Here is a 12,355-nt window from a genome sequence, read left to right on the forward strand (position 1 = left end):
AAAGATTTAAGGCGAATTATTCCTGTGTCTTTTCCTGCTGACTCCGTGGGTATCGTTAGTCCACAAAAGTTTACTTTTGAAGAGCCCTTAGAGCTCGAATGCGGTCGTATTCTCCCTCGTTATGAACTGATGGTTGAAACCTATGGTGAGCTCAATGCAGATAAATCCAATGCGATTTTAATTTGCCATGCGCTATCAGGACATCATCACGCCGCGGGTTATCATCATGCCGATGATAAAAAACCAGGTTGGTGGGATGCTTGTATTGGCCCAGGTAAAGCGATTGATACCTCGAAATTTTTCGTGCTTGCACTGAACAATATTGGCGGTTGTAATGGTTCTACGGGTCCAACTTCGCCAAACCCTGAAAATGACAACCGTCCTTATGGTCCTGACTTTCCTTTAGTCACCGTCCGTGACTGGGTTAAAACCCAAGCTATTTTATCCGATCATCTGGGTATTCAAGTCTGGAGTGCGGTGATTGGTGGTTCGCTGGGTGGTATGCAAGCCTTGCAATGGTCGGTTGATTATCCTGATCGTTTGCAAAAATGCGTGATTATTGCCAGTGCGCCGAAACTGTCTGCTCAGAATATTGCCTTTAACGAAGTCGCACGACAGTCAATTTTGTCTGATCCAGACTTCCATGATGGTCGCTATCTTGAAAATGATAGCTATCCAAAACGTGGCCTAATTTTGGCACGTATGGTCGGTCATATTACCTATCTATCTGAAGAAGCCATGAAACAAAAGTTTGGCCGCGACTTAAAGTCAGGCAAATTTATGTATGGTTTCGATGTCGAATTCCAAGTCGAAAGCTATTTGCGCTATCAAGGTGAGCAATTTAGCCGTAACTTTGACGCCAACACTTATCTGATTATGACCAAAGCTTTGGATTATTTTGATCCTTCGCGTGAGTATGAACAGTCTTTAGTTAAAGCCATGTCACAGACCAAATGTCAGTTCCTTGTGGTGTCCTTTACCACCGACTGGCGTTTTACCCCGCAACGTTCACAAGAAATTGTGGATGCGTTGATCACCAACCACAAACCAGTGAGCTATTTAGATATCGACGCTGAACAAGGCCATGACTCGTTCCTGTTCCCGATTCCTTTGTATGTAAAAGCATTACGTGCATTTTTGGGTGGTTCTGAACACCTTCAAGCAACCCAGGAGGCTGTGTAATGCGTATTGATCATCAACTGGCAGAAAAATGGATCAAACCTGATTCTAGCGTACTCGATTTAGGTTGTGGTGACGGTGAATTACTGGCTCATATGAGCAAAAAGCACAATATTCGCGCATATGGACTGGAAATTGATCAAGAAAAGATTGCAATTGCAGTCGGTCGCGGGTTAAATATTATCCAACAAGACTTAAACTTGGGTTTAAGCCGCTTTGCAGACCAGTCTTTTGACTATGTCGTTATGGCACAAGCCTTGCAAGCGGTAGATGCACCAGATGTTTTATTACGTGATATGGTGCGCGTAGGGAAACAGGCGATCATTACTTTTCCTAACTTTGCCCATTGGAAGACCCGTTCTTTCTTGGCACTGAAAGGAATGATGCCCGTTTCTGAAGTTTTGCCGTACATGTGGTATAACACACCCAATATCCACTTATGTACTTTCCGTGATTTTGAAGCACTTTGTGCGGAAAATAACATCAGAATTATTAATCGACTCGCTGTAAATGGGGATCAACAAGATAGTTTACTCAGTAAACGTCTCCCGAATTTGTTTGGTGAAGTCGCAATTTATCGAGTGAGCGCTCTATGAAAAAACTATTCTTAAGCACGACACTACTGGTTGGACTTTTGAGCATTCAAGCTCATGCAGATTATGTTTCCCCAACCACGTCTGTTGCGAGTCAAGCTGCACAGTATTCTGTTATGGATATCAATAGCTTAATTAAAGCGGCAAAAGCAGGTCAGCCTGCTGCGCAGTTCTATCTTGCAACCAAGTATCAACAAGGTAAAGATATCTCTGCAGATGAACGACAGGCCTTTGCTTGGTACAAAGCCGCTGCAGATCAAGGTCTTTCGGCTGCTCAGCTAAATGTTGGTCGTATGCTTGCAGATGGCCTAGGCACCAAAAAAGATGAATCTTTAGCACGTCAATACTTTGAAAAAGCAGCCAGCCGTGGTGATAACCGCGCAAGCTTTAACTTGGCGATGATGGAAGAGCAAAAGAAAAACTACATGGGTGCTTATCAATGGTATGAGCTTTCAACCCGTGATGGCATGCTCGACAATAAAGTGATTACGCTTTCTGAAGGCAAGAAAACAGCCTTAGCGGCAAACTTAACACAAGATCAAATTCGTCAAGCACGTGACCGTGCAGACAAGTGGATTCAAGCTCAATAAGCTTTTATTTCCATACTCAGCACCTTCGGGTGCTTTTTTATTGCCTATCCATGAGTCGGACTTGTTAAAATAACCGCATAATTTTTAAAGCACGGATCTTTCACATGGCATCAACTGATTGGTTATCTCAAGGTACCTTAGTCCTCGCAAGCAATAACAAAGGCAAAATTGCGGAATTTGAAAAATTATTTGCAGAGCTGAACTTACCTGTTGAAGTGATTGCTCAAGGTAAATTGAATATTGAAGATGCCATTGAAGATGGTTTGAGCTTTGTCGAAAATGCGATTATTAAAGCACGCCATGCTTCTAAAATTTCAGGAAAACCAGCCATTGCAGATGACTCTGGGATTTGTGTCCCAGTTTTAGATGGTGCTCCAGGGATTTACTCTGCGCGTTATGCAGGTGAACACGGCGATGATGCGGCCAATAACCAAAAGCTCTTAGCTGAACTCAAGCCACTGCGTAAAGACGCTCAAGCGATTGAAGGCATGTTTGTATGCGTTTTAGTGTTAGTGCAACATGCTGATGATCCTCTTCCACAAATTTTCCAAGGCATTTGGAAAGGTGAAGTACTGGAGGCTGCACGTGGTGAAAATGGTTTTGGTTATGACCCGCTGTTCTGGTTACCCGAGTTAGGGCTTTCAAGTGCAGAAATGAGCAAAGAAGAAAAAAATAAAATCAGCCATCGTGGTCAGGCTATGCAACTGTTTAAAGCCAGTTTAGAACAATAAAAACTAAGCTGTGTAATGTTGCCCCTTCTCCCCTTGGGGAGGAAGGTGGCGAAAAATTTTCTATATTCTCCTCTATCGCCCTTGCGCAGCAGTACTATGCATTTCTAGCTAAAGTGAGTGCTTAGATCACAGCAAATACATGCAGCAATAAACCATAAATACTCACCACGGCACAGCTGATGATCGTACCTGAAGCAATGTATTTTGCCGACGTGCCTGTACCCTGATAATGCGTTTCCAAAGCCACAATATTGGCTGCTGGCGGTAAACAGAACAATAAGAACATGACCCCAATATATTGTTCAATATTAGGAATAGCGAAGTAACGATAACTCAGCCCACACAGCACCACGCCGCATGCCAATTTAATAAAGCTGTCTGACTACTTTGCCACAGGTCCGCTTTCTCAACTTTGGTGTGCCTCAACCACATACCCAATACACACATGCCAGAGAAGCTCATACAAAATTTGGCTGCACTATAAATCACATCAATCAGATCATGCTGTGACCAATGTTGCACGCCAACGAAACGAAAAATAAGGGCTAAAATCAAAGCAATCATGGGTGGAGCACAGAGCACTTTTTTAAAAATAAACGAAAAAGCTAACGGTGTTTGGCTCACAGCTGTCACTGCCCAGAGATTGCCAAAAATAGAGCCACCGATATATAAAGCCACCATTGCTGGACTAATTTCTGTGCTAAACAACGCAATTGCAAAAGGAAAGCCTAACCATGCCATATTGACATAACTAAAACACAGGGCGCTTAATTTATTCTTTGAAAAATATAGGAAAAAGTAAAATAAGAGCACTGCCACGACAAAACTGAATAACATCAGACTAAAGCTACCAGCCTGATAAAACACCATGTTGTAGACAATAACAATCGGAATAAAGCAACGTGCTAAAAGACTTGAAAAGCCTGTTTTCAACCGTGTTGCCAATGGGGTGGATGCAAGGAATAAACCACTAAGAAAGGCCAACAGAGGGAGCAGCAACGTCACTTCAATATCCTTGAAATTTCACCGAATCATCATAACACTGCTTTTTCTCAAAATCTGTGCGAAGCGATCGTTTTGTCTTGAAATTGAAACATCATCGTCACCGCAATGTCACACAAGCCTGTTGATATAGGGAAAACGAAAAATGATGAGGATCTACCCATGGCGGGACTATCAATTTGGCATGTACTAATTTTTGCAATTGTGGTTATTCTTCTTTTTGGTACAGCCAAACTTAAGAACTTAGGTAAAGATGTCGGTGGTGCGGTGAAAGACTTTAAAAAGTCGATCCGTGATGAGGAAGCTGAAGCAGCTCAACTCAATGAGCCACGAACGATTGATGCTCATGTCAAAAGCACCGAAAGTTCTATTAAAAGCTAAGCGAGCACTGCCATGCTAAATGTAGGTATGACGGAACTCTTATGCTTTGCTATCGTTGCATTATTAGTTCTAGGTCCTGAGAAACTACCTGAAGCAGCACGCTTTGCAGCCAAATGGTATGGCAAAGCCAAACGTTTTATGAATAACGTTCAAACTGAGGTAGATCGTGAGCTAAAGCTTTCTGAGTTTCGTCAGGAAATTCAAAAAGAAATTGAGCGTATGACCGAAATAGAACAACGCTTACAAAAACAACTCGATCATCTCAGTAAATCAGCTCCAACAACAAAGACTGAAAATACGGCTGCATATGAATATCAGTGGCTCACACCCTCTCCATTAACACCATTTTCAATCAACCATCTTAAACAACATGGTACACCTTTGTTTACTGCAGCAAATATACCTATTCAGCCCCAATTGAAGATAGCCGTATGAATCAAGTGTCAACAAGGCCAGACTCAAACACAGGCCAAGATGAAGAATTAGAACAAATGCCTGTCATGCAGCACTTAATTACACTGCGCAAGTATTTATTTAAAATCGTCGGCATTACCCTGTTGCTGTTCTTTTGTTTATTGCCTTTTCGAAATACGACTTATCAACTGTTATCTGAGCCACTACGCCAACAACTGCCAGTCAACTCAACCATGATTGCGACAGATGTCACAGCAACATTTATGGCACCGTTTAAATTAAATCTATTTGTTGCTCTAGTGTTAGCAATGCCAGTCATCATTTACTTAATATGGTCTTTTGTGCGACCTGCACTATATGAGAAAGAGCGCTTCTTGGCGGTTCCACTGCTTGTGGGTAGTATCGCACTGTTTTATATCGGGATCGCGTTTGCCTACTTCATTACGCTTCCAGCAATTTTACATTTTTTTATCAGTGTCTCGCCTGAAAGCGTCGCTCCAATGACGGATATCAATAGTTATCTCAGTTTTTGTTTGAAACTCTTTTTGGTTTTTGGACTCACTTTTGAAATCCCAATTATTACTTTAGTGCTAATTTTAATTGGTGTCGTTAGCACACAGAGTCTCGCTGAAAAGCGTCGTTTCATTGTCGTGGGATGCTTTTTCATTGCGATGTTTGTCACTCCACCTGATGCACTTTCGATGATTATGCTTGCGGTACCCATGTGGCTGTTATTTGAAATTGGTTTATTTTTCGGAAAATTATTAGAGAAAAGAAAAACAACAAGCCACTAAAACTTGAGAATTACAAACTTCCATCTTATTTCCTCCAACACTGTCTGGAGGATTTTTTATTTCATGTTGTATCTATTGCCCTATCAAATACTGTCTTCAAATTGACCCTAAACTGTAAATAAAACGTCACTTCTGCTTCATACAATCTAGCTCGACTTACTTACAATTATTGATATGGACTTACTATGACAGCCACAACAAATCAGCCAAGTCGTCGTGATCTTCTAAAATGGTTTGCGGGAATCCCTTTTTTACCGCTTGGGGCAATGACTACTGCAGCAGCATTGAGCGGTTGTAATGATAGTGACAATGACACAGCGGTAACACCACCTGTGACAAAACCTGCAAATCTAAAAGCTGCAACATTTACAGCGATGGCAGCGCCTATTGCAATTGCAGACCGTGCTAAAACATCAGTCAGTTCGAAACTCAAAATCGACTGGGATGACTCAACCAGTTCAGAGTATCAACTTGGCTATAAAAGCTTTTTTGAAACAGGCAATACTGTGCCTAAATGGGGCGGTGGTGAAATTATTGCTGGGGGATATTTTAACGCCAACGGCGACCCAATTATGGATACATCTGTTCCAGCGTCGCCACGCCAATTCTTTTCAGACTGCCCAGATGGCTCCTCGCTTATTCATTTAGACGGTGCTCAAGTCGAAGGTGTGAATAACCCAGTATTCCATGTGGTGCAATTTGAATATGCCTCACAAAACCTAGCAGGCGCGAGCGAGTATGGCAACTTACCCTCCCCAATTGCAATTTTGACATTAGACCAGAACCAAACAACAGGTCATTTAGAGCTTAAAAAATACTTTAATGTCGATACCTCTGCAGTTCATGGTTTATGGATTACTTGTGGTGCAAGCATGTCACCGTGGAACACACATTTATCTAGTGAAGAATATGAACCTGATGCATTTGAACAAGGCATTGGTGGACCAAGTCCAAAAGGAATCAGCAAAAACTTCTTTGGTGATGAGGCCGCAGCTAAACCATATAACTATGGTCATTTACCTGAAGTGATCGTAAATAAAGACGGCAGTGGTAGTATTGTTAAACACTTCTGTATGGGCCGTATTTCGCATGAACTGGTACATGTCATGCCCGATAACCGTACCGTAATTATGGGTGATGACTACACCAACGGTGGCTTCTTTATGTTCATTGCCGATGTCGCAAAAGATTTGTCAGCAGGTAAACTTTATGTCGCTAAATATGTATCTGAACTGACAGAGAGCAGTACAGGACAAATTAAATGGATTGAGCTAGGTCATGCAACTAGTCAAGAAATTGAAAAAATGGTTAATGTTGACAATATCCAACCTAGCGACATCATGGAAAGTTTAACAACTAATCCAAATGACGCATCATATACCAAAATTATTTTAGCCAAGAAGAAGCTTTGGGTAAAAGTAAAACCAGGTATGGAAAAAGCAGCAGCCTTCCTTGAAACCCACCGCTACGCAGCACTCAAAGGTGGCAGCATGGCCTTCACGAAGATGGAAGGGACCACCATCAACATTAAAGACAAAGTTGCGTATTCTGCTTTAGCAAATATTCAAAATTCAATGATCAAAGACAATGCAGCTTGGGTTGCCGCACACAATGTTTCATTCACGAAGAAAATCACTGCGGGTGGCGTACTGGCACATGATTTAACAGCAGGACAGAACACAACCGATGGGCAGCCTATCAACAGTGAATGGATTCCGTATCAATCGAAAATGCTATTGATGGGTGAGGACATCACAGTGGATAGCTTAGGTAACACAGCAAATCCAGATAAAATTGCAAGCCCTGACAATTTGAAGTTCTCTGAAACACTACGCACCTTATTCATTGGTGAAGACAGTGGTAACCATCCAAATAACTTCTTATGGGCTTATAACGTGGATACCAAAGCAGATCCTGTACGTTTACTCTCAACCCCTGCAGGAGCAGAATCGACTGGTTTACATGCAGTAGACTCAGTAAATGGTTGGACTTATATCATGAGTAACTTCCAACATGCGGGTGACATGAAGAGCTTATCTGAGGACTTAAAAGCAGCAACTTTAGCCAATTACAACAATGGCTATAGTGCAAGTGTCGGTTATTTAACAGCAGACTTGATGCCATCAGTAGAAAAGAAAAAGACTGAAACCAAAGCTTCTTAAGTCATTCCAAAAAAAATGCCGACTTATGTCGGCATTTTTTATGATTTAAAGAGTACAGCCTGTTCCGTGATTTTTCCTTTGAACTCACCCTGCTGCTGCTTTTCCAGCCAAGACCATTGTTCATGGGTCATGCGCAGGAAGTTAGAACAGCGTGTCCCATAAATAGGGCTTTGAATAAAAGTCGAAGACAATAACTCTTCCATATCCAGACTAATCCCAGTTTGTGGCAACAAGTCTGGAATAATCTTGCGCTCATCCTCCAAAATATCCCAAGCTGTCGCCTCTAACTCGCTTTGTAAGATGTGGGATTTTTGCAACATCGGTAAGAACTCTTGGGTAAAGCGCTTACGTAAATGTTTGGTTTTTTCCCAATGTTCCGTCATCAAACCATTCGACACCACATACACGCCTTTCGGAAGAACCTGTGGTGCTTCACCACGATTGCTCATATAGACCGCCTGATGCCGATCCCCCATAAAAAGATTAAAACCCGCATAGTCACATTGTTTTTTCTCTAAGTCTTGTGCAAAACGAATCGGGGTTTGTTCAGACTCTAAAAAGGATTGAATCAAATGTCCGCGAGACGTTGGATAGCTGGTTTGATCCTTCCCATCGCGAAAGTTGGTCAAAACAGCCCAACGTCCTGTTGGTGTTATCCCCATCCATGTGCCGCCAGACTGCAAATCTTGCCCTGCAATAATCGGGCTATTTTCCCATTGCTTTAAATGGCTCGAAGGACGCTGATAGAACTCATCTCGATTTGAAATCAAACACAATGGCATATCATCCAAGACCTGCCATGCTATTGCCACAATACACATAAACGATACTCATCATCTTTACACATTGAATGTACAACATTTTTCATCTCTTTCAGCTAAAATCTGTTCAAAACATAATGACTAGGAATATGCATGCTGACCTATCCAAATATTGACCCCGTCGCAATAGCACTTGGCCCTTTACAAGTCCATTGGTACGGACTGATGTATTTATTGGCCTTTTTGTTTGCTTGGGGACTAGCAAGCTACCGCGCGAAAGAACGAGGTTGGACACCGGACATGGTCTCCGATCTGATCTTTTATGGCGCTCTAGGTGTAGTTATTGGTGGTCGTGTCGGTTACGTCTTCTTTTATGGCTTTGAGCAATTCCTTGCAAACCCTATTTGGCTATTCCAAGTCTGGACAGGCGGCATGAGTTTCCATGGCGGCTTCTTGGGTGTAATGCTTGCCATGCTGTTCTGGTGTAAGAAATACAAAATGACTTGGTTCCAAACCCTCGACTTTATTGCGCCATGTGTCCCTACAGGGCTCATGTTTGGTCGTATTGGTAACTTTATTGGCGGAGAGCTTTATGGTCGCCCTGTTGCAGACCCAAACTTTGCACTGGGTATGATTTTCCCAACGGATCCGCTACAGCTAATTCGCCATCCTTCTCAGCTCTATCAGGCCTTTTTTGAAGGGTTATTGTTATTCATCGTACTGTGGTGGTTCAGTTCAAAGCCACGTCCTCGTATGGCGGTTTCAGCGTTATTCCTGATCGGTTATGGTATGGCCCGCTTCATCGTCGAGTTCTTCCGTGAACCTGACAACGGACAGCTGTTCATCGCATGGATGAGTAAAGGTCAATTCCTCAGTCTGCCAATGATTTTGGTCGGCGCGTGGATGATGTGGTATGCCTATCAAAAGAGAATCTATGATTGGGGCCCACAAAAGAATAATGGCTAATCCGATGAGCGGATAAAATATTGGGGGCATCATTGCCCCCTTTTTTAGGACCAAATTATGCTAAAGTGACATATGTTTGGTTTTTAAATACATCACTCCCATGCTCGAATTTTGGTTTAATCCCTCAATTTCTATTCTTAAAAAATTACTTATTTTTATCGCAATTGCTGTTGTAACAGGTGTGTTGTATTGGATGGAACCCCTGAGCCTCAATGCCATTTTAATGTTCTTGGGTACTGGGATTGTTTTTCTGATTTGTCGTTACTGCAAAATTCATTTTGCCGCCAAAAATCCTACAGGTTTTTTATATCGTCTACTGACTTGGATTCCAATTGCGCTACTTTTGGCACTGATTTTTATGAATATTAAAGATGGTGAGCTGCTGATTCCAGGTGCACAAGGGATTGGTTTTATGGCGCTGGGGATTTGCCTATTTTCCCCCCTATCTCTTTTGCATAGCAATACTCAGCCTGAGTCCAAATAAACCATGTTGAACTTTTGGTATTCTGAACGCTGTAGCCGTCAAATTAAACTCATCGTTTGTATTGCCACTTGCGTGATGATTTTTATGGCAGCACAAGTTCAACAGCTTGGCACAATCTTTATTGGTTTGAGTCTCGTGATTGGCATTGCAACGCATCTGCTACGTGGTGTGCAATTGAAGATTGGTCAGGACAATCCGTATCGTGAAGGCTTTTCGCGTTTGGTTATTTTTCTGCCCCTAATTGCCCTGATTTGTTTGCTAGGCTATCTACCCGCGCAAGATAAAATTCCGCTGGCGCTCCAGTGTATCGGCTTTAGTGGAATTGGTTTATTTTTAGTATCGATTCACGCACAGCGTGAAAAAAGAATTTAATCGGGATGCGGAGTTGCTCTACATCCCGTCAACATCTGCTTAATCCATTCGATAATAGCTGTAGTTCACATTTTGGTTACGGTAAACCGCATAACCACTTTGTTTAAAATCAGAAACCCAACCATTGCCTGAATAAGCGGCAATATGTCCATAACGGTTTTTTGCAGTACGGTCGATAATATAAATATCGCCTTTTTTAGGCTGATCAAAAGATAAGTTGATTTTACGATAACCAATGCTGGTTAAGGTCTTCCCCCAATCTGCCGCAGCCACAGGATGGCTCTTGAAGCGTGCACCCGCAGACTCTAAGCCAATGCGAATACTTTTAGCACATTTTTGGGTGCTGGTTTGACGGGTGATATTTCTTAAGAAACCTGTAAATTTTTCAAGATCCACACGCTGATGGTTGCTAATGGCCCTTTCTCGTGCCTGCTTCGAGCTTAAAATATCCGAAGCGGTGACATTTCGCTCTGACTGAGAACGTATTATGATATTGGTTTGCGCAGGCGCATAGACGTCATTCATATTTACGTTTTGATCATAAGGCATACTAAAACCAACTCTCCTCCCAATCATTAGGGGTGTGCAACTTTTCGAGTTCGAAATACTAACCGCTCAGCATCGAACTTTCATGTCGTAAATGTAATATTTTTTTTCAAAATGCAACACAACCTTTCTAAAGTTTTCTTTTCTCTGTACTTTTTGAAACTTAAATTAACTAAAAAAATTTACCCCTTACCCAAGTCCTTTTTCGGCTTAAGCTCAAATTTTTCACCATTGGCTAATGAAGTCCTTAGATATGGAATGGATTGCCCATCTAAACGGCTATCTATTTAGATTCGATACAACTCAATTATTGCAGTTTAAATCCTGCACAAAACCACTTTAACCTGGTTCTCTGTAATAGCTTTCACATAACTTTTATATGAGTAATCATCTTGCCTGACTTACTAATCTCGGGTGCGCAATAAGGCACAATTCAGTATAATCATCCGCAGATTTTATAATTTAGAGTGGAAAGAACAGGCACTTCTATTAAGAGGTCTGTTCCCCCAAAGTGTTTATTTGAGAGTTTTATGAAAACGTATTTAGACCTGCTACAACACATCCTCGATCACGGCGGTGATAAAGGCGACCGTACTGGTACAGGTACGCGCTCAGTATTTGGTCATCAAATGCGCTTTGATCTTTCTCAAGGCTTCCCTTTATTAACCACTAAAAAAGTGCACTTTCGTTCAATCGTGATTGAACTGTTGTGGTTCTTAAAAGGCGATACCAATGTGCAATATTTACAGGACAACAAAGTCAGTATTTGGGATGAATGGTCAACTGCAGAACAAACTGCGCGTTTTGGTCGCCCAGAAGGTGAACTGGGGCCGGTGTATGGCCATCAATGGCGTAATTTCGGTGCAACCAAAAAAGCCGACGGTTTCTATGAAAAAGATGGTTTTGACCAAATTGCATGGTTAGTCAATGAAATTAAAACCAATCCAAACTCACGCCGTCTGATTGTATCGGGTTGGAATCCACAAGAAGCTGGGCAAGTCGCCCTTCCTCCGTGCCACACTCTCTTCCAGTTCTTTGTTCATAACGGCAAACTGTCTTGTCAGCTCTATCAACGCAGTGCCGATGTTTTTCTAGGTGTGCCTTTTAATATTGCCAGTTATGCGCTACTCACTCATATGATCGCGCAAGTCTGCGGTTTAGGTGTGGGTGACTTTGTCTGGACGGGTGGCGATACGCATTTATATGCCAACCATTTTGAACAAGCGAAGCTTCAGTTAAGCCGTGAACCTTTAGGGCTGTGCCAACTGAAACTCAATCCTGCGGTTAATGATATTTTCGACTTTAAATTTGAAGATATCGAAATCGTGGGTTATGAATCACATCCTGGGATTAAAGCACCCGTTGCTGTTTAAAGCAGAT

The 12,355-nt window shown here is 42.1% G+C and carries 14 protein-coding genes and 1 pseudogene; 12 read left to right on the top strand and 3 right to left on the bottom strand.

Annotated features, from left to right (window positions below; all coding sequences use genetic code 11):
• Nucleotides 1-24 precede the first annotated feature (24 nt).
• From metX to rdgB, 4 genes are all read left to right on the top strand, one after another.
• A complete protein-coding gene (gene metX, locus AC4CUZ_RS00720) occupies nt 25-1,182 on the top strand; it encodes a homoserine O-succinyltransferase MetX (RefSeq protein ID WP_490747147.1) in 1,158 nt (385 codons plus the stop codon).
• Nucleotides 1,182-1,775: a methionine biosynthesis protein MetW gene (gene metW / locus AC4CUZ_RS00725; RefSeq protein ID WP_004692438.1), complete on the top strand. Its 594-nt coding sequence runs from the start codon at nt 1,182-1,184 to the stop codon at nt 1,773-1,775. The genes metX and metW overlap by 1 nt, the downstream gene beginning before the upstream one ends.
• Nucleotides 1,772-2,362 (top strand): tetratricopeptide repeat protein, encoded by a 591-nt coding sequence (locus AC4CUZ_RS00730; protein WP_004692440.1) that lies wholly within the window; start codon nt 1,772-1,774, stop codon nt 2,360-2,362. The genes metW and AC4CUZ_RS00730 overlap by 4 nt, the downstream gene beginning before the upstream one ends.
• 104 nt (nt 2,363-2,466) lie before the next feature.
• Nucleotides 2,467-3,093 carry an RdgB/HAM1 family non-canonical purine NTP pyrophosphatase gene (gene rdgB / locus AC4CUZ_RS00735; RefSeq protein ID WP_004692441.1) on the top strand — a complete coding sequence of 209 codons (627 nt, stop codon included), beginning with the start codon at nt 2,467-2,469 and terminating at the stop codon, nt 3,091-3,093.
• Nucleotides 3,094-3,214: 121 nt separating this feature from the next.
• Here rdgB and AC4CUZ_RS00740 read toward each other — a convergent pair.
• Nucleotides 3,215-4,098 (bottom strand): annotated as a pseudogene (locus AC4CUZ_RS00740) (AEC family transporter).
• 159 nt (nt 4,099-4,257) lie between these two features.
• Here AC4CUZ_RS00740 and tatA point away from each other — a divergent pair.
• The 4 genes from tatA (at nt 4,258) to AC4CUZ_RS00760 (ending at nt 7,846) form a co-directional block, all read left to right on the top strand.
• Nucleotides 4,258-4,476: a Sec-independent protein translocase subunit TatA gene (gene tatA, locus AC4CUZ_RS00745; protein WP_004692445.1), complete on the top strand. Its 219-nt coding sequence runs from the start codon at nt 4,258-4,260 to the stop codon at nt 4,474-4,476.
• 12 nt (nt 4,477-4,488) lie between these two features.
• A complete protein-coding gene (gene tatB / locus AC4CUZ_RS00750) occupies nt 4,489-4,911 on the top strand; it encodes a Sec-independent protein translocase protein TatB (RefSeq protein ID WP_004692447.1) in 423 nt (140 codons plus the stop codon).
• A complete protein-coding gene (tatC, locus tag AC4CUZ_RS00755; protein ID WP_004692449.1) occupies nt 4,908-5,684 on the top strand; it encodes a twin-arginine translocase subunit TatC in 777 nt (258 codons plus the stop codon). Before tatB ends, tatC begins: the two co-directional genes overlap by 4 nt.
• Before the next feature lie 185 nt (nt 5,685-5,869).
• Entirely contained in the window at nt 5,870-7,846 is a 1,977-nt protein-coding gene (locus AC4CUZ_RS00760) for a PhoX family protein (RefSeq protein ID WP_004692450.1), read from the top strand.
• A gap of 38 nt (nt 7,847-7,884) precedes the next feature.
• Here AC4CUZ_RS00760 and AC4CUZ_RS00765 read toward each other — a convergent pair whose 3' ends face one another.
• Complete coding sequence (locus AC4CUZ_RS00765; RefSeq protein WP_201953573.1) at nt 7,885-8,667, bottom strand: NRDE family protein; 783 nt, start codon at nt 8,665-8,667, stop codon at nt 7,885-7,887.
• A gap of 93 nt (nt 8,668-8,760) precedes the next feature.
• Here AC4CUZ_RS00765 and lgt point away from each other — a divergent pair, with 93 nt between their 5' ends.
• The 3 genes from lgt (at nt 8,761) to AC4CUZ_RS00780 (ending at nt 10,429) form a co-directional block, all read left to right on the top strand.
• Nucleotides 8,761-9,573: a prolipoprotein diacylglyceryl transferase gene (gene lgt, locus AC4CUZ_RS00770; protein WP_201953570.1), complete on the top strand. Its 813-nt coding sequence runs from the start codon at nt 8,761-8,763 to the stop codon at nt 9,571-9,573.
• Nucleotides 9,574-9,673: 100 nt separating this feature from the next.
• Nucleotides 9,674-10,057 (top strand): AzlD domain-containing protein, encoded by a 384-nt coding sequence (locus AC4CUZ_RS00775; RefSeq protein ID WP_125280825.1) that lies wholly within the window; start codon nt 9,674-9,676, stop codon nt 10,055-10,057.
• Between the two features lie 3 nt (nt 10,058-10,060).
• Nucleotides 10,061-10,429 (top strand): hypothetical protein, encoded by a 369-nt coding sequence (locus AC4CUZ_RS00780; protein WP_201953567.1) that lies wholly within the window; start codon nt 10,061-10,063, stop codon nt 10,427-10,429.
• Nucleotides 10,430-10,468: 39 nt separating this feature from the next.
• Here AC4CUZ_RS00780 and AC4CUZ_RS00785 read toward each other — a convergent pair whose 3' ends face one another.
• Nucleotides 10,469-10,978, bottom strand: a complete 510-nt coding sequence (locus tag AC4CUZ_RS00785; RefSeq protein WP_087011366.1) for a CHAP domain-containing protein — start codon at nt 10,976-10,978, stop codon at nt 10,469-10,471.
• Between the two features lie 527 nt (nt 10,979-11,505).
• On the opposite strand from AC4CUZ_RS00785, the gene thyA reads away from it, so the two are divergent.
• A complete protein-coding gene (gene thyA, locus AC4CUZ_RS00790) occupies nt 11,506-12,348 on the top strand; it encodes a thymidylate synthase (protein ID WP_201953565.1) in 843 nt (280 codons plus the stop codon).
• Nucleotides 12,349-12,355 lie beyond the last annotated feature (7 nt).

The sequence above is a fragment of the Acinetobacter sp. 789_lipA genome, from assembly GCF_058242845.1.

Excerpts from the sequence above, each read along its gene's own strand:
- metW (WP_004692438.1), top strand. The coding sequence starts at position 1,182 with ATGCGTATTGATCATCAACTGGCAGAAAAATGGATCAAACCTGATTCT.
- AC4CUZ_RS00730 (WP_004692440.1), top strand. The coding sequence starts at position 1,772 with ATGAAAAAACTATTCTTAAGCACGACACTACTGGTTGGACTTTTGAGC.
- rdgB (WP_004692441.1), top strand. The coding sequence starts at position 2,467 with ATGGCATCAACTGATTGGTTATCTCAAGGTACCTTAGTCCTCGCAAGC.
- tatA (WP_004692445.1), top strand. The coding sequence starts at position 4,258 with ATGGCGGGACTATCAATTTGGCATGTACTAATTTTTGCAATTGTGGTT.
- tatB (WP_004692447.1), top strand. The coding sequence starts at position 4,489 with ATGCTAAATGTAGGTATGACGGAACTCTTATGCTTTGCTATCGTTGCA.
- tatC (WP_004692449.1), top strand. The coding sequence starts at position 4,908 with ATGAATCAAGTGTCAACAAGGCCAGACTCAAACACAGGCCAAGATGAA.
- AC4CUZ_RS00760 (WP_004692450.1), top strand. The coding sequence starts at position 5,870 with ATGACAGCCACAACAAATCAGCCAAGTCGTCGTGATCTTCTAAAATGG.
- AC4CUZ_RS00765 (WP_201953573.1), bottom strand. The coding sequence starts at position 8,667 with ATGTGTATTGTGGCAATAGCATGGCAGGTCTTGGATGATATGCCATTG.
- lgt (WP_201953570.1), top strand. The coding sequence starts at position 8,761 with ATGCTGACCTATCCAAATATTGACCCCGTCGCAATAGCACTTGGCCCT.
- AC4CUZ_RS00775 (WP_125280825.1), top strand. The coding sequence starts at position 9,674 with ATGCTCGAATTTTGGTTTAATCCCTCAATTTCTATTCTTAAAAAATTA.
- AC4CUZ_RS00780 (WP_201953567.1), top strand. The coding sequence starts at position 10,061 with ATGTTGAACTTTTGGTATTCTGAACGCTGTAGCCGTCAAATTAAACTC.
- AC4CUZ_RS00785 (WP_087011366.1), bottom strand. The coding sequence starts at position 10,978 with ATGCCTTATGATCAAAACGTAAATATGAATGACGTCTATGCGCCTGCG.
- thyA (WP_201953565.1), top strand. The coding sequence starts at position 11,506 with ATGAAAACGTATTTAGACCTGCTACAACACATCCTCGATCACGGCGGT.